Here is a 25639-nt window from a genome sequence, read left to right as displayed (position 1 = left end):
GAAAAAAAGCATACAAAAACCCCACGTCCAGCCCATGAGCTGAATGTGGGGTTCGTTTGCTTATTCGACGACGCGGCCAATAGCCACTTTCTCGAATTGGAGACGCGTTCCATCTGAAACTGTAAGAAATACAGTTGTATCATCTAGCGCATCAATCGTGCCGTGCAAGCCACCTACTGTAATGACTTGATCTCCACGCTTTAAGCTGTTTTGCATTGTAGATGTTGCTTTTTGACGTTTCTGTGCTGGGCGGATAATGAAGAACCACATCACAGCGAACATTGCGATAATCGGTAATAGTCCGATAACTGTTTCCATCTCTATAATTCCCCCTTTCTTACATCTAGAATATTATACTTGAATTAAAAGTTTTTTGCATTTGGTTTATTGTACCCATACTCTTCAAAGAACTCTTCTTTGAAATCAAGCAAACGGTCTTCACGAATGGCCTGACGTACTTCTTTCATCAGGTTCATCAAGAAATGAAGATTATGTGTCGACGCCAAACGCAAACCAAATGTCTCATCGGCTTTGAACAAATGTCGCAAATAGGCACGAGAATAGTTTTTGCATGTATAACAATCACACGTCTCATCCACTGGTCCGAAGTCACGTGCAAATTTCGCGCCTTTAATGACTAAACGCCCTTTTCGAGTGAACATTGTCCCGTTCCGGGCAATACGTGTTGGTAACACACAGTCAAACATATCAATACCGCGGATGGCGCCGTCAATGAGTGAATCAGGTGAGCCAACACCCATCAAGTAGCGTGGTTTATTGTCAGGCATCAGTGGCGTCGTGAACTCCAGCACGCGGTTCATCACGTCTTTTGGTTCACCAACGGATAATCCACCAATTGCGTACCCCGGGAAGTCAAGAGAGATAATATCTTGCGCCGATTGACGACGAAGATCTTCGTACTCGCCCCCTTGGATGATTCCGAACAATCCTTGTTGATCGGTATTCGTGTGCGCTGTCATACACCGCTCTGCCCAACGTGAGGTCCGCTCAACAGACGCTTTCATGTACTCGTGAGATGCCGGATACGGTGGACACTCGTCAAATGCCATCATGATGTCAGAACCCAGTGCGTTTTGTATTTCCATTGATTTTTCCGGACTTAAAAACAGCTTGTCGCCGTTCAAATGATTACGGAAGTGGACACCTTCTTCTTCAATCTTACGCATGTCACTTAAGCTAAATACCTGAAAGCCTCCAGAATCCGTTAGAATGGCGCGGTCCCAGTTCATGAACTTATGCAGTCCACCTGCTTCACGAATGATGTCGTGACCCGGACGTAACCACAGGTGGTACGTGTTACTCAAGATGATTCCTGCGTCCATGCCTTTAATTTCTTCAGGCGACATGGTTTTAACTGTTGCTTGGGTTCCTACAGGCATAAATGTAGGCGTTTCGAAGGAACCGTGCGGTGTGTGGACGATACCGAGGCGCGCACCAGTCTGTTTGTCTTTTTTTAGTAGTTCGTAGCGTATTGCGGTCATTTGAAATCCTTTCCTTTGATCAGCATCGCATCTCCAAAACTGAAGAAACGGTAGCGCTGGTCAATCGCTTCTTGATAAGCGTCTAATATAAATTCGCGAGACGTCAGTGCACTGACGAGCATCACGAGGGTTGACTTCGGTAAGTGGAAGTTTGTGATCATCGCATCGATGACACGGAACGTGAAGCCAGGGTAAATGAAAATCGATGTCCAGTCACTGTCTTCTTTTAGTTCCCCATTAAACTTCGCAGCGACAGATTCAAGTGTACGTGTCGAAGTCGTTCCTACAGCGACCACACGTCCACCACGCGCTTTCGTAGTGGTAATAAGGTCAGCAGTCACTTGAGGCAAACGATAGAATTCCGCATGCATCTCATGGCTCTCAATGCTATCCACACTTACTGGCCGGAATGTTCCAAGACCTACGTGAAGAGTCACATAGCCAATCTCCACGCCTTTGGCTTCCACTTCTTTAAGTAATTCTTGTGTAAAGTGAAGTCCAGCAGTCGGTGCAGCAGCAGAACCTTGTTCTTTTGCATACACGGTTTGATAACGATTACGGTCATCAAGCTTCTCGTGAATATAAGGAGGCAACGGCATCTCGCCGAGTTGATCGAGCACTTCAAAGAATACACCATCGTAGCTCATTTTAAACAAGCGTCCGCCGTGGTCTTTGATGCCTGTACAAATTGCTTTTAGCAACCCATCGCCGAAGACAAGCTCTGTACCTATTTTCACACGTTTTGCAGGTTTTACGAGTGTCTCCCACTCGTCGCCTTCTAGTTGTGTTAGTAGCAGTACTTCGACATGCGCGCCCGTCTCTTCTTTTACACCCATGAGGCGCGCCGGCATGACTTTTGTGTCGTTCAAAATCAAGCAGTCGCCTGCTTTTAGTTCATCTACAATATGTGAGAACGTCGTGTGCGTAACTTGGTTGTTCGGGTAGTCTGCAATCAGCAACTTGCTACTCGTACGGTCCGCAAGCGGCGTTTGCGCAATTAATTCTTCTGGTAAATGAAAATCAAAATCTTCTACTTTCATTGTCATCTTCCTTTTCTATCATTCCGGAACGGGCAGTCCCAAGTGGCTATAAGCAAGTGGCGTCAAAACGCGCCCACGCGGCGTGCGCTGAATAAAACCGATCTGTAATAAATACGGCTCGTAGACTTCTTCAATCGTCGCCGGTTCTTCCCCAATACTTGCCGCGAGTGTATCTAGACCGACCGGGCCACCCCGGAAGCGCTCCGCCATCGCGTGAATTAATTTATGGTCAATGTGGTCAAGGCCACGTTTATCGACTTGTAACAGTTCTAAGGCTTCGTTTGCGAGGGCCTCAGTAATTATCCCGTCTCCGCGTACTTGAGCATAATCCCGCACGCGTTTTAAAAGACGATTGGCAATACGAGGTGTCCCACGAGACCTTCTCGCAATCTCAGAAGCTGCACGAAGATCGATAGCCGCTTGGAACAAACGACTGCTTCGCGTGACTATTGACGTTAATGCGTCTTCATCATAATACTCCAGACGGGCGAGCACACCAAACCGGTCACGAAGTGGTGCAGATAAAGATCCCGCACGTGTCGTCGCACCAATCAAGGTAAACGGTGGTAGATCGAGTCGTATGGATTTGGCAGAAGGACCCTTTCCGACTACGATATCGAGACAGAAATCTTCCATCGCTGGATACAGGACCTCTTCAATCGCTCGGTTCAATCGATGGATTTCATCAATAAACAGCACGTCACCTGGTTCGAGCGCACTGACGATAGCTGCCAGATCTCCCGGTCGTTCAATCGCTGGCCCACTCGTCATACGGATCTGCACACCCATCTCGTTCGCAATGACAGCAGCGAGTGTCGTTTTCCCGAGTCCGGGTGGTCCGTAGAGAAGAACATGGTCAAGACTCTCTTCCCGCAATTGAGCAGCTTGGATGAAGATACTGAGATTTTCTTTAATCTGTCCTTGACCGATATAGGAGCCGAGCGTATCGGGACGCAACGTCTCTTCAAACGGTTCATCATATGAAGTTACATCACTTGAAATGACGCGGTCTGTCATCCTGTCTTCCTCCTAGTTGCCAAATAAAAGTTGCAGCGCTTTTTTCATCAGTGCATCCGTTGTATCGAGTCCTGCAACTTCAAGTTTCGGTGTGATTTTCTTTAGTTCACGTTCGGAATATCCGAGTGCCTGAAGCGCTTGTAAGGCTTCGTCGAGTGCATGATTTTGTGTCGCGGGTTCGGGTGTCTCTTCAAACAGCCCATCCGTCCATTCGTCGTCTGCCAGGTCATGCAGTTTGCCTTTTAAATCTAAAATGATTTGGCGTGCGGTCTTTTTACCTACACCCGGAAACTTCACGAGAAACGCATCATCTTCACGCTCGATGGCGCGAATGACTTGATCTGGTTCTCCGCTTGCTAAAATCGCAAGAGCCCCCTTTGGACCGATGCCTGTCACTTGGATGAGCTTACGAAACAATTCGCGCTCTGTGAGTGTCTTAAAGCCTAGCAATTGATGAATATCTTCTCGGACATGTAAGTAGGTATAGACCATGTCGTCTTGTCCCATTTGGAAACGAAACGGATTAGGCGTCAAAATCTGAAAGCCCAGTCCCTCACGGTCTATCACAATGTATTCCGGTGTAATACGGGCGACTTGCCCTTTTATGTAATCGTACACAGGCGTTCCTCATCTCTCGTTCCGTCAATAAAGAAGGCCGCTAAAGGGTAGCGGCCAAAACGAACAGTTTCATATTATGCATCATACCACAGTTTGCGGTGATTTTCTAATGCTTTTGCTGTAAATGCCAACAAACGTTCTTGTTTTCGTTTGTGCGGCTTTTGAAGAAATGCGAGCCATTCCCGGAAGACTTCGTTTGGATAGCGAAGCCCACTCGGTTGCTCCTCAATGATGCGCAAGAAATCCGGGTGCTCATCAATCAACTGCTGCAAATCATAGTCCGCAAACGGTAAGAATCGTTGAAGCAACAAGGTCCATTCCTCGTCCGGATCTGCATAGCTCGCCAGGTCAAAGTCGATGATCACGATTCCACTCGCCGTCTGCAGGAAATTATGATGCGCAATGTCTCCATGAATCAACGTGTGGGCCGCCTCGTAATGGACATATTCGGACATTGCCTCTTCCGCCTGTCTCACAAAATACAAATATGGATCCTTTCCGAAATGCTTGATGAGAAGTTCCTCGACCGCTAATATCCGAGACAGCCGCAGTTGCCACTTTAAATACAGACTTGATGCCGGCAGAGTCGTCTGTTCCCACCACGACTCTACTTTCTCTGTGGCATGAAGTTTCTCGAGCACATGAATAATCTCTTTCCGGGTAGCACTCTCGGTATAATCCGTTACGTGAGTAACCTTGCAAAACGGTTGAATGATCAGCTGGTTCTCGTCATCAAACTCGGTTGGCAGAGCTTGTGTGAATTTCAATTTCATCAACTGCTTGTGAAGATGCTTTACTTTTAAATACAGCACAAGTTCTTCATAGGATTTGATGCAGACGTCACGGCCCTCTTCTTTTAACCGCCAGACATTCGGCTTGATCGCCTCGAGCACTTAGATCCAGCTTTTCCGGCAGTAAGGACAGCACCCTTCATGCCACGGATGCGCAGGCCAGACCGGATAGAGATAGATCGGATAGCCTTGGTGCGGTTGATGCGGATGAGATGGATGTGATGGATGTGATGGATGGGCTGGTGGTGTAGGATGGTGATGAGATCCCGAATTGTTTGACTCTAGTTGCCATCCTTGATTCATGTCCGGAATGTCGAGGTCCGGAAGCGGCAGATAGGATGGTTGAACAGAAACCGTATGCTTCGGTACCCAAATGATGTCTCCTGGGGAAATCACGTCAGGATTGGTAAGCTGCGGGTTCGCGGCTTTTAGCTCCTGGAAGTCCACGTGATACTTCTGCGCAATCGTCCAGAGCGTCTCCCCAGCTTTCACTACATGGCGGTGAAATAAGGACGTCGGTAGATACACCTTCATGCCAACCGTCAACTTATTCGGATCTTGAATTTGCGGGTTTTCGTCAATTAATTGCTGCAGGGTGATGCCATGCATGCGCGCAATCTTCCACATGGTGTCTCCTTGCTTCACCACATGATACGGCCGTGTATCATGCCCACCCGGAATTGTAATTTTCATGCCTGGCATGATCAAGTCCGGATTAGAAAGTTGTGGGTTCGCGGCTTTTAGCTCCTCAAAGTCCACTCCATACATTTTCGCAATCTTCCACAGTGTATCGCCTTTTTGAACCGTATGAATTTGCACCAGTTGCCTCCTTTTCTGTTTCATTACATCCTATGCCTCCGGACGTGAATTGTGACATGAAAAATGACAACTCATCTGGTAAACTAAAGCAAAGACCAACGGAAATCGAGGAATGCCCTATGCGAAGAAAAGGCGAAGAGCGTCGACAATGGATTTTACAGAAACTACTGTCGGAACAGTTTGCGGTGAAAGGCGGCGTGCTTGCGGAAGAAGCGGAAGTCAGTCGACAAGTTATCGTCAACGACATCAACTTACTGAAAGTAGCGGGACATCCGATTGTGGCCACAAGCCAAGGCTATATTATACTCAGTAATGCCTCAACCGGAATCATTCGCGAGCGTATTGCTTGTCGCCATATGCCAGAAAACACAATGGACGAGTTGAACTCGATAGTGGACTGCGGCGTAACAGTCGAAGATGTCACTGTGGAGCACCCTGTTTACGGAGAAATCTCAGCGCAACTCTTGCTTTCCAATCGAAATGAAATCACGTCCTTCTTAACACAAATTCAAACAAGAAAAGCAACGCTATTGCTCGAAATGACAGACGGCACGCACCTCCACACGCTGGCTGCAGACTCTCAGGAGAAGCTGGATGCTGCGAAGGAAGCACTAAGGGAGAAAGGGTATTTGGTGGAGGATTAACTAGGTTCAAATTTATTTAAATTAATCTATTGATAGAAAGAAACTCGGGTGGCGGATGAGATACATACTCATTTGCCACTCTTTTTTATGTATTTTTGAGAAGGAATCCATTCTGTATGTGTACCCGGTCCTTTAAACACACCTACCCGGTCCATAGTTTAAAAGGTCGGTCCCTAAGTCAGTTTCGAGAGTCAGTTCGTGTAATGAAAAACACATTTCTACTAGAAAAAGCCTGACAGCATCACCGTCAGGCCAAATAAGTCTAATCGCTATGTTTATTCTGTCGACGTTTCGTACGTATAATACGACCCCAGATTCTTCACCGAGCAGCCAAGGAATGTGAGCTCTTCAACGGCACCTTTCATCATGATGTGGTCTTCCTGCTCGAGGATATCCACAATGAAGAAATAATGGCCAAGACCTGTTTTAAGAGGACGAGACTCGATTTTACTCAAGTTTAGGCGCCGCCATGCAAAGACGGATAAAACTTGATGTAAAAGACCTGGACGATCATCTTGCGGAAGTTTCAGCATCCACGTCGTCTTGATTTGTGGTTGATGATTCTGGACGTCAATCTGTTGATTTTTCGGTCCCACCACCAAAAAGCGTGTGTGATTGAAATGGAAATCATGAATGTCTCGTTCCACAATCGTTAATCCATAGGCATGCGCCGCCGTCTCATTGGCAATCGCAGCAATATTCATGTCCGGGTGATCTGCACAGAGTTTGGCAGCTGCAGCAGTCGACGCATACTGCTCTGTCTCGACATGCGGCAACCGGTAAGATAAATACTTATGACACTGGGCAAGTGCGTGTGGGTGCGAATAAATACGTTCGACTTGATCCCACGCATCCTTCCGGTCCGGATGTACCATTAGATGCTGGGCAATCGGAGCTAGGATTTCTGCTTGTATGTATACGTGCGCTTCATGATATAAGTAATCAATGGTGAGAGGCACCGTCCCCTCTAACGCATTCTCTACCGGAACGACCGCTAAGTCTGCTCGACCTTCTGTCACAGCTTCAATGCACTCTGGGATGGTGCGCATCGGCAGTAACTGTTGAACAGGAAAAATATGTTTTGTCGCCAGATGCGTAAAAGACGCTTCCGGACCTAAATAAGCAATCTTCGTCACTTAAAACGCCCCCGAACTAATGATGTCCGCAGCTTCTACAAAGTCGAGACGTTTCATTTCTGCTAAAAATTCGTTGAGGTCTTTGCTCATCGACGTAACATCTAGAGACAACGTCACACTCGCGCGACCTTGAATCGGAATCGTTTGGTGGATTGTTAAAACGTTGCACTCACTATCTGCCACGAGTTGGAGAAGTCGTGCAAGCGTCCCTTCCCGGTCCTCCAGTTGCAAAAACACCGTCAAGATGCGTTCTTGGACAATCGAATGAAACGGAAAGACGGCGTCACGGTACTTATAAAACGCACTGCGCGATAAGTCTACTTCTTTCACCGCATCCCAAATCGACGTCGCTTTCCCACTCTGTAGGAGCGCCTTCGCTTCCAAAGTCTTTTGCATCGCTTCCGTTAGTACATCTTCCCGAACGAGATAAAAATGCTGATTGGTTACATCTTTCATGTACGTTCCGCCTTTCCGAATCGGTTATGTAGTCAAAAGCACCCGTTTTACCGGGTGCTCAAATAGTCTTCTATTCAATAAATTCGAATTCAAATTCGAGAAGACGAACCGTGTCGCCATCTTTCGCGCCGCGTTCACGTAGAGCGTCATCGATACCCATTCCGCGAAGCTGACGTGCGAAACGACGAATCGATTCTTCACGAGAGAAGTCTGTCATCTTGAAGACGCGTTCCACAGAACCACCGGATAAGACGAATGCTCCGTCATCATCACGTGTGATCTCGAAAGCATCTCTCGAAGCTTCATGCTTATAAAGTACAGACTTGTCTGATGCTTCTTCAACCACTTCATGGAGTGGATATTCTGGTGCGGTCTCAAGCGTTTCCGCAATGGCATACAACAGTGGTTGTAAACCTTGACGAGAAACAGCCGAAATCGGGAACACTTGAATGTCATCTCCGACTTTTTCTTTGAAGACTTTCAAGTTCTCTTCCGCATCTGGCATATCCATCTTGTTTGCCACGACAATTTGCTTGCGCTCTGTCAGACGAAGGTTGTAATTTTTCAATTCTTCATTGATGGTTACATAATCTTCGTACGGGTCGCGCCCTTCCATACCAGACATGTCGACGATGTGAACGATGACACGTGTACGTTCGATGTGTTTCAGGAATTGGTGACCGAGACCGACACCTTCCGATGCCCCTTCGATCAAGCCCGGAAGGTCCGCCATAACAAAGCTCTTGTTGTTCTCCATATCCACCATACCAAGGTTCGGTACAATCGTAGTGAAATGGTATGCACCGATTTTCGGTTTCGCTGCAGAAACAACAGATAATAATGTGGATTTCCCGACACTTGGGAAGCCGACAAGACCTACGTCAGCAAGAACTTTAAGTTCAAGTACTACGCTTAATTCTTGACCAGGTTCCCCTTTTTCAGAAAGCTCTGGTGCAGGATTTGCTGGTGTTGCGAAACGAATGTTTCCGCGCCCCCCGCGTCCGCCTTTTGCAATGACTTTTTGTTGACCATGTTCCACAAGATCGGCTAGAATGTCGCCTGTCTCTTCATTGATAATGACCGTACCTGGTGGCACTTTAACAACCATGTCCGCAGCTCCGCGTCCGTGCATGCCTTTAGTAGCTCCATGCTCTCCGCGGTCTGCTTTAAAGTGACGTTTGAACCGGAAGTCCATGAGTGTACGTAGACCTTCATCTACTTCAAACACAACATTGGCCCCGCGTCCTCCGTCTCCTCCAGATGGACCACCATTTGCAATGAACTTTTCGCGACGAAACGATACCATACCGTCTCCGCCGTCTCCACCTTTTAAGTAAATCTTCACGTGATCGACAAACATGCGCTCACTCCTATCTCGCTCGCTCCACTATTTCTAGTTTCAGAGAAGTTTTTGTATATTCTACAATTTGTATTTCAAACAATGTATCTTGATCATACGAAATGTCTTGCAGTACCGTCCAGTTGCCGACAAAATGAACATGGACATGAAGAGGTTGTTTCATTTCAAATGTCACATGAATCAATTGGTCATGATAATCCGTGAAGCGTTCTTTCATTTGATGCAGAAAATCATCAAACATCTGAACGAGTTCCGAATCTTGATCCGGGGTAGCTTTGTGCGCCCCTTCGACTTCGTACGTCACTTTGATTTCCGGATGATGGATATGGACGGTTTCCAACCAGTTGTTCATTTGATGGAATCCTGCATTGTTCAATTGGAAAAAGTGTTGGCAACGCAAGGAGTAGTCTTCGATGAGGCGCCGCACTTGATCGGTACGCCCAAGGTCAAGGTTCATTTGCATGACTTGCAGCCGGTTCAGCATATCGTGATGCACGGCGCGTAACAACTCATTCACTTCAATATGGGGTTTCATACGCTCATCTCCTTGCTCATGACTCTATTATACCCTTCTCCAGCGGAAGAATTCCACTGGATGTGTACACTTTATCATCAAGTTTCGCGACCTAGAAACACACTCCAAAATCATTCGCCCCTGTAGAGGCAAAGAACGCCTCTTCGGGGACGCCTGATTTTCTCGGAGTTTCTGGAGCAGGTCGCTCCACATCTAGCATTATCGAGTTGCGCAGGCTTGAAATCCATGCCAAATGCCATCGCGGCCATTGAGGCAAAGAGCGCCTCCCTGTCCACGCTGGCATTTGACAGAATTTCAGGGCGAGCCTGCTTCACATCTAAAAAAATAAAAAGGACTGCAAGTGCAGTCCTTTAAACAGATAAGCTTATGCTTCTTGAGCTGTTGGGTAAACGCTCACTTTTTTCTTGTCGCGTCCGAAACGTTCGAAACGAACAACTCCGTCCACTTTCGCGAAAAGTGTATCGTCTCCGCCACGGCCTACGTTTTCACCTGGGTGAATCTTTGTACCGCGTTGACGGTAAAGGATTGAACCACCAGATACGAATTGACCGTCTGCGCGCTTAGCGCCAAGGCGTTTAGATTGAGAGTCACGACCGTTCTTAGTCGAACCTACTCCCTTTTTCGATGCGAAAAACTGAAGATCTAATCTTAACATGTGTCTCACCACCTGTTTAGTTATAGGATATTTTTATATATTGGCCATAATCTTTTTCTATCGTTTCGAGTGATGTGCGAAGCGTTTCAAGGATAACCTCGATCCGAAACTTCGTCATCTCATCCTCCACGGGAGGAATCTCGATGGCTAAATAGCCTCCATCTTTGCCTTGGTCGATGATGGGTTCAATCTTGGCATTCTCAAAAAGAGAGTTTACCGCGCCAAATGCAACTGCAGAAGCGCCTGCACAGACCAGATCTTTTCCACGAACATCGAACTCCGCATGTCCGGACATCGAAAATGACTGAATCGACCCTGCCTCATTTCGGTTGAAAACAACACGAATCATGATTATAGGTTGATTGCGTCAACAACTAACTTCGTGTACGGTTGACGGTGACCTTGCTTTTTACGGTAGTTTTTCTTCGCTTTGTATTTGAAGACAGTAATTTTCTTTTGCTTACCATTCTTCACGGCTTTCGCTGTTACAGTAGCACCATCCACGAATGGAGCTCCTACTTTCACATCGTCACCACCAACGAATAAAACTTTATCAAATGTTACTGTCTCGTCAGCTTCTACATTCAATTTCTCGATATAGATTTCTTGACCAGCCTCAACTTTGATTTGTTTACCACCAGTTTCAATAATTGCGTACATATTCCTGCACCTCCTCATATACTTAGACTCGCCTGCCATCAGGTGATTCCAGGGGAATGCTTGAACCTTCTCAGAGCGGTTGCAGCCACAGGTGCTACAAAGACTAACATCAAATAGAATACCATAATTGAAAACTCCGCGTCAAGACTTCACGTAGCGATAATTTTCGATAAAAAGGATAAGTGAAACCATCGCCACCATCCACCATCCGCTGAGTGCGCTGATTAACGCAAAACATCCGAAAACAGGAATCATTAGGGCAACATAGATTCGGTATAACTTTTGAAATGGTCCTCCAAGAAGTGCTGTGACCATTCCTCCCCCATCGAGTGGATAAAAGGGCAGGAGGTTTAGGAGTAGAATCATATATTGAATCGTGAAAAATAATTGGGGGACTGGCACAGGAATAAATAGTAGGATTCCAATGAGTGCAAGTGTAGCAAGAGGTCCTGCAAAATAAACTATGAACTTTTTCAAACGAGACCAACTAGCCTTATTATCCCATTCGATACGTGCGCCAAATGGATAGAGAATACAGCGGACATCCTGCACACCAAAGAATTTGAGCGCAGCGAGATGACCGAGCTCATGAAATAAGAGGGAGATAAAGACTGCTGAGAAAAAGCCGAGTTGTCCTGTCGCAAATAGAAAGATGAACCAGAAGATGAGAAGTGGATGCAGTCGGAATTTCATCTACATGAATAGCCACATCAACAGAGATTCCGGATCCAGCACTCTTGAATCGTTCTCGTGTTGAATATAGAAAAGGTCACTTTGCGATGATCCAAGTGAATCCCCTGCTTGAAAGCGCGTGTACGGCAGCATATCGAATTGGTGCAGGAACCCGTACGTTACCGTGTCTCCGCTATCGTATGCGACGGTAATCGTCTTGCCCGTCTTCCGTTTGTCCCCTGTGAATAGCACCATCCCACTCGTCTTCGCCACGACAGGTTGTATGCTTTCCACCCGAAGGAGCAGTCCTTCTTCGAATGGTTGATACGAAGTGTAAATGAATTCACGGTCTGCTTTTTGATCTGCCGTTACCGGAATTAATGGATCTGCAGCTACCGGAAACTCAGGTGTCTGGAGCCAGGCGCCTGTTTGCCAAATTGCTTCTTGTACACCCAGATGCAATACATTTTTCTCTTCTGCCACATGAAGTACTGCTAAAATTGACGTTACTATAATTGCCACTTTCCACGTCCACTTCAAACTCGCCATCCCCTTTGCCGGTCTTTTTGATTAAGGTATGCGAGGCGGTGGGATAACATGATTCTCCCTGAACCACTTCGTTTTTCTGATGAAGCAATCATTTCCTATTAAACAATTTTGATTAGTGTGACTGTGGTTTTGGAAGCATCTGGTGCGAAAAATACGCTGACTGGTGCGAATATGGGTCTAGCTAGTGTGATTAATTAGTAAATCTGGTGTTTTTATATCTGGCTAGTGTGAAGAAGAAGCTAACTGGTGCGAACATCAAGTCGACTGGTGCGAATATTTAGTTGACTGGTGCGATTATTTAGACGGTCTCGCGATAGGCTAATGGTGAACGCACACTTCCCCAAAGAGTTTAAATAAGGCAAATTGAAACACGCGAGATTGCATTCACAATATGAAAAAATAAAATAGGTGCGGGGCATGCATACTTTGCATGCTCCACACCTATTCGTCATCTTATGATAGTAAAAGATATAATTCTGATATTGTTCTCAGTTTCCTATTTCCCACCAAAAATCGACTTCAACTTCGAGAAGACTCCGCCTTTTTGGTCGGTCATCGACATGAGTGGTACGGATTCGCCGAGGATGCGGCGAGCTATGTTGCGGTACCCTTGTGCTGCTTTCGTTGTCGGGTCCATCACGATGGGTTCACCTTTATTTGACGAACTGATGACGCGCTCATCATCTGCCACAATGCCAAGTAAATCAATCGACAAGTGTGTCGTGATTTCGTTGACATCGAGAGCTTCTCCTTTATCCATCAAATGCTGACGGATCCGGTTGATGATTAGTTTCGGTGGTTCAAGATTCGGCTCTTGCTCAAGAAGACCAATGATTCGGTCCGCATCACGAACCGCCGAGATTTCAGGTGTTGTGACGACAATCGCTTGGTCAGCTCCTGCTACCGCGTTCTTGTATCCTTGTTCGATCCCGGCCGGGCAATCGATAAGAATATAATCATAGTCTTTCTTTAACTCCGTCACGAGTTCTTTCATCTGTTCTGGAGAGACTGCGTGCTTATCAGCCGTTTGTGCAGCAGGAAGTAAAAATAACTTATCCTCAAAACGTTTGTCTTTTACGAGTGCCTGTCCGACGCGACAACGACCTTCCACCACATCTACTAAATCATAAATAATGCGGTTTTCAAGGCCGAGCACCACATCTAAGTTACGTAGACCGATATCCGTGTCAATAAGACATACTTTTTTGCCTTGTAAAGCCAATGCAGTTCCCAAGTTGGCAGTGGACGTTGTCTTACCAACGCCTCCCTTACCTGAAGTTATTACGATCGCTTGTCCCACATTAGCTTCCTCCTTTAAACGTCGAAATATCCGGACGAATCCGTCTTAATTCTTGCAGTCGGTCGATGACCAGCTTGCCAGTTGTATGTAAATACGCGCATTCCATTTCAGGGTGTTCAGAGAGCACGGTTAGCTCGTCTGTCATCGTTTCTAATACGTCATCAATTTTTAGATGTGTCGCTTCTAACCAAGACGCGGCAATAACAGCTGTACGGTTACCATTCGCTCCCGCGTGTGCAATTCCCTTTAATCTTCCGAGGACGTAAATATTGCCCCCTGCGACGACGCGACCATTCGGATTGACATCACCAATCACGACAAGATCCCCCTGGGCTTTCACGACTTGACCAGAACGAACAATTCCCACGTACGTCTCCGACTGTTTTTCAATCAGACGCTTGTTGTATTCCTCGACTGTCATCACTTCGCTCTGCACTTTGGTAATACGGATTTTTTGACCTTGTTCAATGAGCTGAATCAGCTCTTTTTTCTGAACATTTGTCAAGAAGCGGTGACCGAGTTGGATCGTCATTTCCGCTTGACCATCAAAGCCTTCTTCCGTTAATTTTTGCTCGATTTCTTGAAGGAGTTCCGAATAGCCCATTTGTTCGTCGAGCTTCATGACCAGCCCATCTTTCGTACCCCGGATGGTGATTCCTTGTTGTTTGGACAAATACTTCACCCCATCTATAATGTGTTAGCTTGATATTTTTGTTCATAGCGCTGCAGTAAGATCCATTTGAAGAACCAGCCCACTGCGAATAAAAACACTGAATTGGCTAACATCGTAGGAATCAAACGTAGCTTTAAAAATTCATCGAAGAACAATCCGCTGTTGCCGATGATGGTATTAAAGATGAACAGCAGTGACTCCAGTCCTGCAAGAAGCAGAAGACTGAGAAACGTCAGCGTCACGATGTTCATATGAATATATCGCATCACCCAAGTTGCAATGACAATTAGAATCGGATAGATAAAAGCGTATAAACCAATAATATCAATGAAGAACACATCATACAAGAGACCAAAAAGCACACCCATGAGAATCGCACGCTTTCGGTTGTAGTAAATCGATACAAAAATTAAATACATAATTAAGAATCGTGGGACGAGAATATAGAATTCTTCTCCTATTTTAAAAGGAGAGATGAGACCTAAAATCGGCTCCAAATAAAAGAGAAAAAGCGCGATGAAGATGACAACAAAACGAATCATTCGCTGTCCTCTCCTTCCGCGACTTCCGCATCTTCCACTTGACCGTCATCTCCAGTTACCATGGGTACTGCACGTGAGGCAATCATCACATGATTAAGCGTTAAAAAATCATCTGCTGGCTTGATGTACGCAAGCTTTGTTAGACCATGGTCATCTGATGTGACCTCTGTCACTTCCCCTATGTACAGTCCTCTTGGGAAGATGCCTCCAAGTCCGGACGTCGTGATTTTCTGGCCTTTCTCGACATTTGCATTCGTATCCAGCCTGCGTAAAATCAGTTCTCGTCGTTTTTCGTCGTAGCCTTCAATTAAACCAAAAATCGACTCGTCATTTGCGACAATCGCTGAGATACGCGAATTTGGATTTTGTGTCGTTACGAGTTCAACCGTTGATGTTCGATTGGTAACAACGGTGATCTTTCCTATCAATCCTTTGGCTGTCATTACAGCCATATTGGTTTTGACACCATGCACCGAGCCTCGGTCAAGAATGATTTTTTCATCCCACTGATCCGGATTTCGGGCGATGACCGTGGCTTGAATCGGATCATAATCGCTCAAGTCTTCCTGTACATCGACAAGTTCTTTTAATTCCGCATTTTCCTGCGCGAGTAATTGTACTTCAGCCTGCACGGAAGCATAGTCTTGAATGCGCGCTTTGAGGCGCTCATTTTCCTCATACGTATTGAGAAAATCTTTGACATTGTGATAACGTTCCACGACAAAATGCGTTGGCTTGGCAAAAAGTGATTGCCCAAAACCAACGACATCTTTAATGAGTGACTCCGCCGGGTTCGCGTTGTCCCGGTCACGGAGCGTAAAGCTAATTAACACAACTAGAACGATCATGCCGACCAATAATACGATTAATCGTTTTGCTGAAAAAAATGATGGCATGTTCAGAACTCCTTAGCGTTTAGGCTGTGATTTACGGATCTCGTTCATGTGGTCGAGGGCTTTCCCTGTTCCTACTGCGACACAGTCAAGTGGCTCTTCCGCAATAAAGACAGGCATGTTTGTTTCATCACTGATCACTTTATCCAAGTTTTTCAGTAATGCCCCACCACCCGTTAACATGATTCCGCGTTCCATAATATCTGCAGAAAGTTCCGGAGGTGTTTTCTCAAGCGTACGTTTGACGCCGTCAATAATCACAGTGATGGATTCACGTAACGCTTCCGCAATCTCTTTCGAAGAAATTTCGATTGTTTTCGGTAGACCAGTAACTAAGTCACGTCCGCGGATTTCCATTTTTTCCTCTTCCCCGATGACAAGTGCTGAACCAATCTCCATCTTGATGGCTTCCGATGTACGCTCTCCAATTGTCAGGTTATACGATTTGCGGATGTAGCTCGTAATCGCGTTGTCCATTGCGTCACCTGCTACACGAACCGATTCACTTGTCACAATCCCTCCAAGAGAGATGACTGCAACCTCCGTCGTTCCTCCACCAATATCGACGACCATCGACCCAGTTGGTTCCCAGACCGGAAGATTTGCACCAATTGCCGCAGCAAATGGTTCTTCAATCGTCACCGCATCACGCGCACCCGCTTGTTTCGCTGCGTCAATCACTGCTCGCTGCTCAACAGACGTAATTCCGTATGGCACACAGATCATTACGTTCGGCTTGCTCCAGCTAGAACCTGCTGCCTTCATGCCGTTTTTCATGTAATATTCAATCATTTTCCATGTTGTATCATAGTCTCCGATTACGCCGTCTTTCATCGGACGAATCGCCACGATGGAGCCTGGTGTACGACCAATCATATTTCGTGCGTCGTTTCCGACAGCCACAATATCATTTGTATGCGTATTTTTAGCGACAACAGAAGGCTCGCGCAACACGATGCCTTTCCCTTTCATGAATACCAGTGTATTAGCCGTTCCTAAATCAATCCCTATATCTTTTGCTCCAAATCCAAACACGTTCCAACTTCCTTTCTATCCCTGTCGCACTCTCTGCGACGTCATAAAGTTCATTATAGACGATAGATGGAAATTAATACAGCGTCACATGTACCCCTTTTCTTTTAGGCTGATGAATTGATGATCCCCGATGATTAAATGGTCCAGAAGCTCTATTCCCATAATCTCGCCTGCATCTTTTAGCCTCTTCGTCACGGCAATATCCTCTGGCGACGGTGTCGGATTACCTGATGGATGGTTGTGTACTGCAATAATGGACGCACAGGATTTTTTAATCGCCTCTCGGAACACTTCTCTTGGATGGACAATAGATGCACTGAGTCCTCCAATAAAGATCGTCTGCTTGTGTATAATTTGATTCTTTACATTCAGAAATAACAATACAAAATGCTCCTGCATCAAATGGTGCAAATCATGCTTAATATAATCCGCCGCATCTTTTGGCGACCGGACCGTCACTCGGTCCTGCGCATCTTGCACTGCAAGCCGTCGTCCAAACTCGACAGCTGCTAATAACTGTACTGCCTTCACCGTACCGACCCCTTTTATCTGTGTAAGCTCCTCAATCGTCGCATTCTTTAAATGGTGGATGCGCTCAAAGTATTTTAAAATTTCATTGGATAATGATAAGACCGATGTCTCTTTCGTTCCTGTACGAAGCAAAATCGCTATCAATTCCTGGTTCGACAAACTTTGTGGTCCTTGCTGAATCAGCCGTTCTCTTGGCCGATCGTCCCTGTTCACATCACGAATTAGTTCAAATGCATCTGCATGGATATTGGTCATGGTACGTGCCCCCTTTTTTGGGAGTGTACCGCGAAAAGAAATTGGTGAAAAATTGCACACAACACACACTTCGAAGTTTTCATGACCTGTCTATTCCAATTCAATTGACACACAAGACTCCTTGGCAAGCACCTGATTCAGCGCAGCCAGCGGTTTGGATGACGTCACAGAGAAGTCACCAAGCCACGTTTGAAACAATTTCATTTCCTCGTTTTCGAGTTTTGCGGCATTGATCTGCTCCAAAATAAAATTTTGGTCATCGAGTTTCGCTGCATGAGATACTAGCAGCTCCACCCCCTTTTTACATCCGGAAGCACTCACGTTGATTTGTTTCGTGAACGACTGTACGTCTACTGTTTTCTGTAAACTTTCTCTCTGTTCCGATAACCCGTCCCAGATAAACAAATAATTATCGAGCTGCACCAGTTGAGCCGTTGGCAAAGCGAGCTGATTCAAATATTGTTTGGCCGCATCTTCTGTGGAGAACACACCATATTGCACGGTGTAGTAGGTTTTCGAAACTTCATTAGGTGTCTGTGCTCCACTATTTTGATTTTCGTCACCCTCCCCAGGCTTTACATCTCCGGACGCAATTACTGTTTCATCCCCCGGTGCATGCGCAGTCGACTCAAAGAATGAAAATATATACCCCATCACTAAAAACCCAATAACCCCTATCATTGCTCCTTGAAAAATAGCCATCACATAAATTCCCGGTTCTCGTTTCCTCTTCTTTATCATATCCGTTCCCTCCCTCTGACTTGAAGGGTACACGAGCCCACTTGCAAAGTCCGTCGAAGGTTGCGGGGAGTGAATTATTTTTGCAAAAAGAAAAACCTGTTCTCGACAATCGAAAACAGGTAGACAATTAAAATAAACTCATGTAAGCAGTTATCAGTTCTTCACCATACAGATGCACAATAACGGCAGCAATTGCGATAGATGGACCGAACGGGATCGGCGTCTTGCGGCCGGCTTTTGTCAGGCGTAAGGAGATGATGCCAAAAATCAAGCCAATGACGGAAGCAAGGCCAAGGACAACTAGTGAATTTAGTGATCCGAGAACAATTCCGATGACGAGGAAGAGTTTGATATCGCCTCCGCCCATTCCGCCCTTTGAGATGATGGCGATGAGTAGGAGGATGCTGAACCCAAGGATGGCTCCAACGTAACTGTCCCACCACGGTTCGAGTGGTTCTATCATGCGAAGGATGATGAGTGGAATGCCAAATGCGAGCAAAAATTTGTCGGGGATTAGCATGTACGCCAGGTCAGATACAGTCAAGACCACAAGAAGCGAGTAAAAGACGAGGGCTACCGCAATTTCCCATGAAATGCCGAACCGTAAATAAGCGAGAACAAAAAGGATTCCTGTGATGAGTTCCATAAAAGGGTAGACAAAACTGATTTTCGTTCCACACCCTCGACATTTTCCTTGTAAAAATAGGTACGAAAATACAGGTACTAAATCAAGGATCGTCAATCGGCGGTTGCATACCGTACAGTGAGAAGGTGGCGAGATGATGGACTGCCCCTTCGGAATACGTAGGCCCACTACATTATAAAAACTACCGAAAATCAACCCATATATGAAAAATAGAAAAGCAATGGCTACAGTCACTTGAATGAATTCCTTTCATGTGGACGATCTTTGTATTTTTCTTTGTACATTTCTTCATCAGCACGTATCAACAATTCATCGAGCGTGTCGCCATCTTTAAAATGAGCGCCGCCGACACTGAAATCAACGAGGACCGCATAACTTCCCAAGGTGACATGGAAACGTTTCCTCTGCTCGCAGATAAATTTGATATTTTCATTTTAAAAACCGATTAAATTGATCCAGAATCTGAAGTTGCTCAAACATCGGAACCACATTGTCCCCTTTTAATCGGAACCGCAGAATATTTTTGGATGCTGCCTGATTTAATTCCAGAATATCTAAATTTTGATTCAGGATGACTAACGCATTCGGATTTAACTCAAAAATGGTCCGGTAGCGCTCTGCTAGCGATGGAATCAGATTATGTTTATAGATGGCAATGACGAGATACAGACTAAATAGGAGTCCCATTAAAATATATGAATGTGGAGGTAAGAAACTACCGAAACTAAAGAGCCCTAAAACTAGCATGGCGATTAGCGTCACAGCAGAACCTTTGCGAATAAACTTTAGTAAGTGAATACGCGGTTCTGATTTTTCGTGTCGGATACCCACAGTCAAAATATAGAGAGAAACCAATATCATAACTATGGACCCGATCATCGTTCCGTAATACTTCGCATTATAATCCGGCACAAGCCAGTATCCCGCTTGGTGAAACTCTTCGCTATTGGTCAAGGTATCTCCACCAAATACATTAAAGAGCATCAACAAGAGCGGAATCACATATAAGATGTAAGGATAGAAAGGAATTTTCTTGAACTGATGAAGTCGGCTAATCCGGATATACATGTGTAAGGAAACACCAAGCATGATTAATCCAATATTACCGAAGATCATATTGACCATAATAGGGCTATACGAGATCGGTAGAAGATGTCGGATGAACTCTGCAAAGAATAATAGTGAATACAAAAATGGAATCGCTGCAACCACTTGGTTATCACGGTTCCTCGGGTTGGAGAGTAATGCAAGAGCGGCCAAACTAAAAAGAGTGGCAGCTGAGAGAAGATAGACACAAATGTATACAATCACTTGTCCGACTTCCATAGCTACCACTCCTTGTTATTCGACATAATAAAATGTAGTCACAGTTAGCGTTGCAGTTACTAATGTTTCTATATCTGGTGTAGCTAGCTGTTCCTCATTTGGTAAAGCAAGTGTTAAGGTATCAATGCGATAAACTCGCTCTACCTGTTCGATTTCTTTAATAATATCAACCAGCTGTTGTTCTGTTTCGGCAGTTACATTTAACGAAATCGTGATCATTTTGAGTTCTTCAGGCAGGTTGGCAGCTGAAATCGTAGAGACTGGAGTCGCTTCTTCTTCCGCTTCTTCACGGGCTTCAGTTGATGAATCGCCTGGCTCAGGTGTCTCTTCATCTACGGCCGGATCTTCTGCTTGCTCTTCCGGTTCCTCTGACACAACTTCCTCTTCTTCCGCCTCAGTGAAACCAGCAGAACCTGCCTCATCATATGTATTAAAACTGATAGAACCAACACGCGTTTCTGTAATCAATTCAATTTCTTCAATGGTACGGATAATTTTATCTAGTTCACGGCCTTGAGGGACCTTCTTCATGAGCTCATATGGTTCATCTTGATTTGGAAGTTCAGCTTCTGGCTCTGCAACTTGACTGCGAAGAATGTCTACTTCCGCTTGAAGTAGGTTGTTCGCATTTCGCTTAGCATCATTTGCATCTTGTAAAGGAAGTATGTATAAATAATAGACACCTGCTAAAATGAGGGCGATAAGTGCGCCACCAAGTAGAATGGCTGCTCTCTTGTTTTCACGAATCGAATCCATCATGGCTGTGTCACTCCTTCCGATACAAATTCCGGAAGCGGAATAACTGTAATCGACGCTGTATAGCGCGGCGCCACATCATCTTCTTCAACGAGATTTTCTGATTCTTCAATTGTACTTATCAGTTCGAATTCAGAGATAGTGGATACGCGAACATCTTCAAAATAATTGCTCTTCATCATATCTTCGATAAAAAAGGCAATATCTGATTTCGTTTCAAAATCGACATGGATGGCAATCTGAGAAGGGTTGAATGAATAACTTTTCACATACCGTGTAGGGCCCGCGAGGTCTTGGATTTCTTCATAAAGAGGCGAAACTGGATAACTCCGCGTTTCTACAAATAAGACAGCGTCTGCATATGTAATTTCAGGTTCTGGGTCTGCTGTTGCGAGTTGGTCTTGGAGTGTAGCACGTTCAGTAATCAATGCCTGTTCCTGCGCTAGAAGATCCGCCGCATCTTGTTTGATTCCCATTAAATACATTGCGAGAAAAAAGATGAGTCCACCAAGTACGACAATAAATAATAGTAAGCCTACATAACTTTCTGGTTTTCTTTTTTCAAAGACGGGGAGTAAATTAATCTCTGGATTCATGTACATCCCCCTTTAGCGCGAGACCAATTAATGATATGTCACTTGAGCCAAATCCCGAATAAACTTTTTGAACATCCGCATCTTTGATGGTCGTCACTTTAGGAAAGGATGGATTTTCAACCATTTGAATTTCGATGTACTCTAAATCTGGAGACTCACCAAACGAGAGAATCTCATCTATTCCAATGTCACCTTTATGTATTGAGAAACGGTAAAACGTCATCATTCGTTCAAGCTCGGCAACTTGATCAGATAATAGGAATTGATAACTTTCAAAATCGCCCTCGAAGCGGAAGGCTACATCTTCGCCTTCTTCATAAGATTTGTATCGTCCATTCTCTTTTTCTAAGGCTTGAAAGCGAAGGAATTCTACAAACTCATTTCGGTAAATGGTTACAACAACACCCGTCATCATCCATTCAACAATCATATACGCTTTATCTTTTTCAAAATAATTGTGGTGCACAAAATAGCGAATCGAAGAGAGACTGCGAATGTCCGCAATCATTGGATCAAGGTTTGCATCCTCTAATATATTCGCTAAACGCATGACTTCTTCAGCAGGAGCGGCAAAAACCGTTGCCTTCTGATCACCAGGAATGGGGTCATAGACATCCAGTAACGGATTTTCGAATGGCAATTGAATCGAACGCCCAAGTTCCATCTGGACATACCCTTTTAATTCATGACTCTCCACATTTTCTGGATGCTCAATCGCTTTCATCATGACGGCGCTATCAGGAACAAAGTAACGAACTTCATCACGTTTTAAGTTCCATTTCACTAAGCACTCTTTTAACCAATCAAAAAAGCCGATTTCATCTTTAATTAAATCATCTTCCACATAGCCGGTTGGTACAGCTGCCTCATACAGCAACCATTCATCCCCATCTTCTTGGGGCTTAACTAATGCGCGCAAAACCGTTTCATGTAAATCTAGTGAAACTGTTCGACGGCGGCCTCGTTTTCGAAACATCTCATGACCCCTCTCGAAAAACTTCAACTCTCGCTCGAAATTCCAAGCTTATGTCAGACCAGCTGGTGGGCTGGCCTCAAATAAGGTTGGATTAATCTAATGCGGTATTTAATTCAGTTTCAGTTATTACAGTATCTGTAATAGCATTATTAGTTCCACTATTTGTTACTCCTGCTACAGTGTTTTCTAATTGACTTAGTCTAGAAAAAGTAATTTCCCAAATCCCTGGGCTTGTTTCTTTCACATAATAAGTAGCAGTTGAGTCAATACCTTCTACATACTTAGCCATTGCTGGATTTGTTTTTTCGCATGGACCTACGGTATTTGCCGCTGGAGCTACCCCTGTACTGGTTAGAGAAGGGTCACAATCTCCAGAAGTCTTAGCTATTTTTGCACCAGACAAAATATTAGATGCTTCAGCTAAGATTGCTTTGTCTCTAGATTCACTAATTAAATTCCCAATAGCAGGTACAGCAATCGCAGCAACAATAGCTAAAATTACAATTACAGCTAATAGCTCAATCAGTGTTAAACCTTTTTGATTTAAGCGTTTTTTAAGTAATTTTTTCATGGATGAGTCCTCCCTCATTGTGTTTATTTGTTGTGATTCATGTATATTTTCATTCATAGTTTTCACCTCCTTAAGCAGAATAAAATCTATTACATTTGTTCATATAGACTAAACATCGGAATCATTATCGCCATAACAATTCCCCCCACTATAAAAGCTAAGAATAAAATCATAAGTGGTTCAATCAATGACTTTAGTGTATCTACTGTCCGATCTACTTCTTCTTCATAAAAAATTGCTACCTTTTCAAGCATGTAATCTAGAGAACCCGTCTGTTCTCCAATCTGCGTCATCTGCGTGACAAGTGGAGGGAAAATCCAGCTTGCTTGAAGTGGTGCGGTTAACGTACTACCTTTTTCTAGACTTCGTTTAGCCTCTAATAGTACTTTCCCAATCACAGGGTTACCTGAAACTTTTTCAACAATGACTAATGCTTGTAAAATTGGTACGGACGAACTGAATAATGAAGATAGTGTTCTAGTAACCCTAGCAATAGAAGATTTTTGTATTAATTGGCCAAACACTGGCATTCTCATGATGGCGTAGTAGACACTAAAGTTGAACTGCTTATTGTTTTTAAACAGCCATATAAATATCCCGACAGCAGCTGCTATTATAAGTAAAACAATGTACCAACTTGATTGGAGTACTTCACTAATCGCCATTACCACTTTCGTAATGGTAGGTAGCTCTGCCCCCATGTCGTTGAACATATCCACAAACTGTGGAACAACCGTTAGCATCAAGAATCCCGCTACTCCAAACGTTAAAATGAGTAAGATAACTGGATATGTTAAAGTCGATTGAACTTTTTTCTTAATCGCATACTGCTTCTCAAGAGACATGGCTAGTCGGTCAAGAGAGGTATCTAGATTTCCTGTCGCTTCCCCAGCTCGAATCATATTGACAAACACGGCTGGAAAAACGTTCGGATATTTAGCTGCTGCATCTGAAAATGTAAGACCTGAGCGAACATCTTCCTCTACGTTATTTAAAGCTTTCTTAAGAGGTTTCGATTTTGTTTGATCTGCTAAAATTCGTGTGGATTCCACAATGGAAACGCCTGCCCGAATCAGGGTAGCAAACTGTCGTGTATAAATGACAAAGTCTTGCGTTTTTACTTTCGTCCCAATTGCTAATTCTTTATGCAAAATCGACTTTGATTCTTCCACCTCACGAGGATTAATCTTCATTTCACGTAACTTTTGGACCGCTTGAGCTCTCGTTGCGGCTTCAACCGTTCCTCGTTTCAGCTGACCTTCAATAGATCGTCCATGATATCGAAAAACAACCATCAATACTCACCCACTGGCAAATATGGTTTTGCATCTTCGTATTTAATCGACCCTTTAGTAATGAGTTCTTGAATATTTGCCTCGAGAGTATGCATGCCAAGCGCGCGACTCGTTTGCATGACGTTTTGAATCTGGTGAACTTTTTCATTTCGAATCAAGTTGGATACAGCCGGTGTAGACACTAGTATCTCAGTAGCTGCGACTCGGCCATTCCCTGAACTATTCACAAATAATCGCTGGGAAACAATTCCTTGTAAAACATTTCCGAGTTGGATTCGTATCTGCCCTTGTTGAAAAGGCGGAAAGACATCTATGATACGATCAATTGTTGTCGGTGCGGAACTTGTATGTAACGTACCCATAACCAAGTGTCCTGTCTCTGCTGCAGTAATAGCCGTCGAGATGGTTTCGAGGTCACGCATCTCACCAACCAGGATGACATCAGGATCTTGTCGAAGTGCGGCACGCAATGCATTGGCAAAGGTTTGAGAGTCGGCTCCAATTTCACGTTGATTCACGATGGATTGGTTATGCGGATGTACATATTCTATTGGATCTTCAAGAGTTAAAATATGGCGACTCGTCGTGCGATTTATATGATCAATCATCGCTGCGAGTGTTGTTGACTTTCCAGAACCTGTTGGACCAGTGACCAGAATCAATCCTTGCGGACGTTCAGCCAAATCGTATAACACCTTAGGCATATTAAGCTGCTCAAGTGTTGGAATTTTATTAGAGATTTGACGCGCTGCTAACGCTACTCGTTTTTGTTGATGGTAGGCATTGATACGGAAGCGACATTTGTCGCCTAACGCAAATCCGAAGTCGGTTTCTCCTCGTTCTGCAAACTCTTGTTGTTTATCAAGTGGAAGAATTTCATTGACCATATGCGCTGTCATTTCTTCAGTTAATGTAACTTCCCCACCCGGAATCAATTTACCATGTTTACGAAACATGGGCGGCACACCGACTGTAATATGTAAGTCAGAGATATTTTGTTCGTAACTTGTATTTAATAAATCCAGAATTGAATAGACCAAGTATGCCAC

At 44.7% G+C, this 25639-nt stretch carries 32 protein-coding genes, 1 pseudogene and 1 other annotated feature; of the genes and pseudogenes, 2 read left to right on the top strand and 31 right to left on the bottom strand.

Translation table 11 applies throughout. The annotated features are described in order from the left end of the window. Window positions 1-60 precede the first annotated feature (60 nt). From yajC to safA, 7 genes and pseudogenes are all read right to left on the bottom strand, one after another. Window positions 61-318 (bottom strand): preprotein translocase subunit YajC, encoded by a 258-nt coding sequence (yajC, locus tag ACFO0S_RS13350; RefSeq protein ID WP_378142594.1) that lies wholly within the window; start codon window positions 316-318, stop codon window positions 61-63. A gap of 44 nt (window positions 319-362) precedes the next feature. Further along, complete coding sequence (gene tgt / locus ACFO0S_RS13345) at window positions 363-1502, bottom strand: tRNA guanosine(34) transglycosylase Tgt (RefSeq protein ID WP_378142593.1); 1140 nt, start codon at window positions 1500-1502, stop codon at window positions 363-365. After that, window positions 1499-2542, bottom strand: a complete 1044-nt coding sequence (queA, locus tag ACFO0S_RS13340) for a tRNA preQ1(34) S-adenosylmethionine ribosyltransferase-isomerase QueA (protein ID WP_378142592.1) — start codon at window positions 2540-2542, stop codon at window positions 1499-1501. The genes tgt and queA overlap by 4 nt, the downstream gene beginning before the upstream one ends. Before the next feature lie 18 nt (window positions 2543-2560). Further along, window positions 2561-3559 (bottom strand): Holliday junction branch migration DNA helicase RuvB, encoded by a 999-nt coding sequence (gene ruvB, locus ACFO0S_RS13335; protein ID WP_378142591.1) that lies wholly within the window; start codon window positions 3557-3559, stop codon window positions 2561-2563. Window positions 3560-3571: 12 nt separating this feature from the next. Beyond that, a complete protein-coding gene (gene ruvA, locus ACFO0S_RS13330; protein WP_378142590.1) occupies window positions 3572-4177 on the bottom strand; it encodes a Holliday junction branch migration protein RuvA in 606 nt (201 codons plus the stop codon). 74 nt (window positions 4178-4251) lie between these two features. Further along, on the bottom strand, window positions 4252-5070 hold the full coding sequence (locus ACFO0S_RS13325) for a phosphotransferase (protein ID WP_378142589.1): 819 nt from the start codon (window positions 5068-5070) through the stop codon (window positions 4252-4254). 573 nt (window positions 5071-5643) lie between these two features. Then, window positions 5644-5787: pseudogene (gene safA / locus ACFO0S_RS13315) on the bottom strand (SafA/ExsA family spore coat assembly protein); the annotation flags it as partial. A gap of 119 nt (window positions 5788-5906) precedes the next feature. Here safA and ACFO0S_RS13310 point away from each other — a divergent pair. Further along, the gene (locus ACFO0S_RS13310) at window positions 5907-6431 is read left to right on the top strand and encodes a transcription repressor NadR (protein WP_378142793.1); all 525 of its coding nucleotides are present in this window, start codon (window positions 5907-5909) and stop codon (window positions 6429-6431) included. Between the two features lie 275 nt (window positions 6432-6706). Here the strand turns inward: ACFO0S_RS13310 and pheA are convergent, their stop codons facing one another. From pheA to ACFO0S_RS13225, 17 genes are all read right to left on the bottom strand, one after another. Beyond that, window positions 6707-7567: a prephenate dehydratase gene (gene pheA, locus ACFO0S_RS13305; RefSeq protein ID WP_378142588.1), complete on the bottom strand. Its 861-nt coding sequence runs from the start codon at window positions 7565-7567 to the stop codon at window positions 6707-6709. Beyond that, window positions 7568-8023, bottom strand: a complete 456-nt coding sequence (locus tag ACFO0S_RS13300) for an ACT domain-containing protein (protein ID WP_378142587.1) — start codon at window positions 8021-8023, stop codon at window positions 7568-7570. 70 nt (window positions 8024-8093) lie between these two features. Then, window positions 8094-9383, bottom strand: coding sequence for a GTPase ObgE (gene obgE / locus ACFO0S_RS13295; protein ID WP_378142586.1), 1290 nt, complete (start codon window positions 9381-9383; stop codon window positions 8094-8096). Between the two features lie 10 nt (window positions 9384-9393). After that, entirely contained in the window at window positions 9394-9918 is a 525-nt protein-coding gene (locus ACFO0S_RS13290) for a Spo0B domain-containing protein (RefSeq protein ID WP_378142585.1), read from the bottom strand. 364 nt (window positions 9919-10282) lie between these two features. Next, window positions 10283-10573 (bottom strand): 50S ribosomal protein L27, encoded by a 291-nt coding sequence (gene rpmA, locus ACFO0S_RS13285; RefSeq protein WP_094944214.1) that lies wholly within the window; start codon window positions 10571-10573, stop codon window positions 10283-10285. 16 nt (window positions 10574-10589) lie between these two features. After that, entirely contained in the window at window positions 10590-10922 is a 333-nt protein-coding gene (locus ACFO0S_RS13280; RefSeq protein ID WP_378142584.1) for a ribosomal-processing cysteine protease Prp, read from the bottom strand. 2 nt (window positions 10923-10924) lie between these two features. Further along, entirely contained in the window at window positions 10925-11233 is a 309-nt protein-coding gene (rplU, locus tag ACFO0S_RS13275) for a 50S ribosomal protein L21 (protein ID WP_378142583.1), read from the bottom strand. 14 nt (window positions 11234-11247) lie between these two features. Then, window positions 11248-11324, bottom strand: a sequence feature (ribosomal protein L21 leader region). Between the two features lie 50 nt (window positions 11325-11374). Continuing rightward, window positions 11375-11926, bottom strand: a complete 552-nt coding sequence (locus ACFO0S_RS13270; RefSeq protein WP_378142582.1) for a site-2 protease family protein — start codon at window positions 11924-11926, stop codon at window positions 11375-11377. Next, window positions 11927-12445: a peptidoglycan DD-metalloendopeptidase family protein gene (locus ACFO0S_RS13265; RefSeq protein WP_378142581.1), complete on the bottom strand. Its 519-nt coding sequence runs from the start codon at window positions 12443-12445 to the stop codon at window positions 11927-11929. 505 nt (window positions 12446-12950) lie between these two features. Then, window positions 12951-13754: a septum site-determining protein MinD gene (gene minD, locus ACFO0S_RS13260; RefSeq protein WP_378142580.1), complete on the bottom strand. Its 804-nt coding sequence runs from the start codon at window positions 13752-13754 to the stop codon at window positions 12951-12953. A 1-nt stretch (window position 13755) separates the two neighbouring features. Continuing rightward, window positions 13756-14427, bottom strand: coding sequence for a septum site-determining protein MinC (gene minC / locus ACFO0S_RS13255; protein ID WP_378142579.1), 672 nt, complete (start codon window positions 14425-14427; stop codon window positions 13756-13758). A gap of 14 nt (window positions 14428-14441) precedes the next feature. Continuing rightward, window positions 14442-14969, bottom strand: coding sequence for a rod shape-determining protein MreD (mreD, locus tag ACFO0S_RS13250; protein WP_378142578.1), 528 nt, complete (start codon window positions 14967-14969; stop codon window positions 14442-14444). Next, window positions 14966-15865, bottom strand: coding sequence for a rod shape-determining protein MreC (gene mreC / locus ACFO0S_RS13245; protein ID WP_378142577.1), 900 nt, complete (start codon window positions 15863-15865; stop codon window positions 14966-14968). The genes mreD and mreC overlap by 4 nt, the downstream gene beginning before the upstream one ends. Before the next feature lie 12 nt (window positions 15866-15877). Next, entirely contained in the window at window positions 15878-16897 is a 1020-nt protein-coding gene (locus tag ACFO0S_RS13240) for a rod shape-determining protein (RefSeq protein WP_378142576.1), read from the bottom strand. A gap of 84 nt (window positions 16898-16981) precedes the next feature. After that, complete coding sequence (radC, locus tag ACFO0S_RS13235; RefSeq protein WP_378142575.1) at window positions 16982-17683, bottom strand: RadC family protein; 702 nt, start codon at window positions 17681-17683, stop codon at window positions 16982-16984. 90 nt (window positions 17684-17773) lie between these two features. Then, a complete protein-coding gene (locus ACFO0S_RS13230) occupies window positions 17774-18424 on the bottom strand; it encodes a hypothetical protein (protein WP_378142574.1) in 651 nt (216 codons plus the stop codon). A 127-nt stretch (window positions 18425-18551) separates the two neighbouring features. Continuing rightward, complete coding sequence (locus ACFO0S_RS13225) at window positions 18552-19304, bottom strand: prepilin peptidase (RefSeq protein ID WP_378142573.1); 753 nt, start codon at window positions 19302-19304, stop codon at window positions 18552-18554. A 17-nt stretch (window positions 19305-19321) separates the two neighbouring features. Between ACFO0S_RS13225 and ACFO0S_RS13220 the strand changes: the two genes are divergently transcribed. Continuing rightward, the gene (locus ACFO0S_RS13220) at window positions 19322-19519 is read left to right on the top strand and encodes a hypothetical protein (RefSeq protein WP_378142572.1); all 198 of its coding nucleotides are present in this window, start codon (window positions 19322-19324) and stop codon (window positions 19517-19519) included. Here the strand turns inward: ACFO0S_RS13220 and ACFO0S_RS13215 are convergent. From ACFO0S_RS13215 to ACFO0S_RS13185, 7 genes are all read right to left on the bottom strand, one after another. Beyond that, on the bottom strand, window positions 19500-20396 hold the full coding sequence (locus tag ACFO0S_RS13215) for a PAS domain-containing protein (protein ID WP_378142571.1): 897 nt from the start codon (window positions 20394-20396) through the stop codon (window positions 19500-19502). The genes ACFO0S_RS13220 and ACFO0S_RS13215 overlap by 20 nt on opposite strands. Before the next feature lie 15 nt (window positions 20397-20411). Continuing rightward, a complete protein-coding gene (locus ACFO0S_RS13210) occupies window positions 20412-21155 on the bottom strand; it encodes a hypothetical protein (protein ID WP_378142570.1) in 744 nt (247 codons plus the stop codon). Continuing rightward, complete coding sequence (locus tag ACFO0S_RS13205; protein ID WP_378142569.1) at window positions 21152-21748, bottom strand: PilN domain-containing protein; 597 nt, start codon at window positions 21746-21748, stop codon at window positions 21152-21154. Before ACFO0S_RS13205 ends, ACFO0S_RS13210 begins: the two co-directional genes overlap by 4 nt. Next, complete coding sequence (pilM, locus tag ACFO0S_RS13200; RefSeq protein WP_378142568.1) at window positions 21732-22724, bottom strand: type IV pilus biogenesis protein PilM; 993 nt, start codon at window positions 22722-22724, stop codon at window positions 21732-21734. Before pilM ends, ACFO0S_RS13205 begins: the two co-directional genes overlap by 17 nt. Before the next feature lie 91 nt (window positions 22725-22815). Beyond that, entirely contained in the window at window positions 22816-23295 is a 480-nt protein-coding gene (locus ACFO0S_RS13195; RefSeq protein WP_378142567.1) for a type II secretion system protein, read from the bottom strand. 89 nt (window positions 23296-23384) lie between these two features. Then, on the bottom strand, window positions 23385-24590 hold the full coding sequence (locus tag ACFO0S_RS13190) for a type II secretion system F family protein (protein WP_378142566.1): 1206 nt from the start codon (window positions 24588-24590) through the stop codon (window positions 23385-23387). After that, a complete protein-coding gene (locus tag ACFO0S_RS13185; RefSeq protein WP_378142565.1) occupies window positions 24590-25630 on the bottom strand; it encodes a type IV pilus twitching motility protein PilT in 1041 nt (346 codons plus the stop codon). Before ACFO0S_RS13185 ends, ACFO0S_RS13190 begins: the two co-directional genes overlap by 1 nt. Between the last annotated feature and the right edge of the window lie 9 nt (window positions 25631-25639).

Origin of the sequence: Chryseomicrobium palamuruense (assembly GCF_042649045.1) — a bacterium.
Taxonomy (GTDB): domain Bacteria; phylum Bacillota; class Bacilli; order Bacillales_A; family Planococcaceae; genus Chryseomicrobium; species Chryseomicrobium palamuruense.
Note: the sequence above shows the minus strand (reverse complement) of the source record. Positions and strands in the feature narration are given on the sequence as shown.

What these genes read in the sequence shown, in the direction of transcription:
- pilM (WP_378142568.1), bottom strand. Translation starts at nt 22,724, where the DNA reads ATGTTTCGAAAACGAGGCCGCCGTCGAACAGTTTCACTAGATTTACAT.
- ACFO0S_RS13205 (WP_378142569.1), bottom strand. Translation starts at nt 21,748, where the DNA reads ATGAATCCAGAGATTAATTTACTCCCCGTCTTTGAAAAAAGAAAACCA.
- ACFO0S_RS13195 (WP_378142567.1), bottom strand. Translation starts at nt 23,295, where the DNA reads ATGAAAAAATTACTTAAAAAACGCTTAAATCAAAAAGGTTTAACACTG.
- ACFO0S_RS13270 (WP_378142582.1), bottom strand. Translation starts at nt 11,926, where the DNA reads ATGAAATTCCGACTGCATCCACTTCTCATCTTCTGGTTCATCTTTCTA.
- mreC (WP_378142577.1), bottom strand. Translation starts at nt 15,865, where the DNA reads ATGCCATCATTTTTTTCAGCAAAACGATTAATCGTATTATTGGTCGGC.
- mreD (WP_378142578.1), bottom strand. Translation starts at nt 14,969, where the DNA reads ATGATTCGTTTTGTTGTCATCTTCATCGCGCTTTTTCTCTTTTATTTG.
- rpmA (WP_094944214.1), bottom strand. Translation starts at nt 10,573, where the DNA reads ATGTTAAGATTAGATCTTCAGTTTTTCGCATCGAAAAAGGGAGTAGGT.
- tgt (WP_378142593.1), bottom strand. Translation starts at nt 1,502, where the DNA reads ATGACCGCAATACGCTACGAACTACTAAAAAAAGACAAACAGACTGGT.
- ACFO0S_RS13230 (WP_378142574.1), bottom strand. Translation starts at nt 18,424, where the DNA reads ATGATAAAGAAGAGGAAACGAGAACCGGGAATTTATGTGATGGCTATT.
- ACFO0S_RS13210 (WP_378142570.1), bottom strand. Translation starts at nt 21,155, where the DNA reads ATGATGGATTCGATTCGTGAAAACAAGAGAGCAGCCATTCTACTTGGT.
- ACFO0S_RS13290 (WP_378142585.1), bottom strand. Translation starts at nt 9,918, where the DNA reads ATGAAACCCCATATTGAAGTGAATGAGTTGTTACGCGCCGTGCATCAC.
- radC (WP_378142575.1), bottom strand. Translation starts at nt 17,683, where the DNA reads ATGACCAATATCCATGCAGATGCATTTGAACTAATTCGTGATGTGAAC.
- ACFO0S_RS13215 (WP_378142571.1), bottom strand. Translation starts at nt 20,396, where the DNA reads ATGGAAGTCGGACAAGTGATTGTATACATTTGTGTCTATCTTCTCTCA.
- ACFO0S_RS13310 (WP_378142793.1), top strand. Translation starts at nt 5,907, where the DNA reads ATGCGAAGAAAAGGCGAAGAGCGTCGACAATGGATTTTACAGAAACTA.
- ACFO0S_RS13190 (WP_378142566.1), bottom strand. Translation starts at nt 24,590, where the DNA reads ATGGTTGTTTTTCGATATCATGGACGATCTATTGAAGGTCAGCTGAAA.
- ruvB (WP_378142591.1), bottom strand. Translation starts at nt 3,559, where the DNA reads ATGACAGACCGCGTCATTTCAAGTGATGTAACTTCATATGATGAACCG.
- ACFO0S_RS13280 (WP_378142584.1), bottom strand. Translation starts at nt 10,922, where the DNA reads ATGATTCGTGTTGTTTTCAACCGAAATGAGGCAGGGTCGATTCAGTCA.
- ACFO0S_RS13220 (WP_378142572.1), top strand. Translation starts at nt 19,322, where the DNA reads ATGTGGACGATCTTTGTATTTTTCTTTGTACATTTCTTCATCAGCACG.
- queA (WP_378142592.1), bottom strand. Translation starts at nt 2,542, where the DNA reads ATGAAAGTAGAAGATTTTGATTTTCATTTACCAGAAGAATTAATTGCG.
- obgE (WP_378142586.1), bottom strand. Translation starts at nt 9,383, where the DNA reads ATGTTTGTCGATCACGTGAAGATTTACTTAAAAGGTGGAGACGGCGGA.
- yajC (WP_378142594.1), bottom strand. Translation starts at nt 318, where the DNA reads ATGGAAACAGTTATCGGACTATTACCGATTATCGCAATGTTCGCTGTG.
- ACFO0S_RS13300 (WP_378142587.1), bottom strand. Translation starts at nt 8,023, where the DNA reads ATGAAAGATGTAACCAATCAGCATTTTTATCTCGTTCGGGAAGATGTA.
- rplU (WP_378142583.1), bottom strand. Translation starts at nt 11,233, where the DNA reads ATGTACGCAATTATTGAAACTGGTGGTAAACAAATCAAAGTTGAGGCT.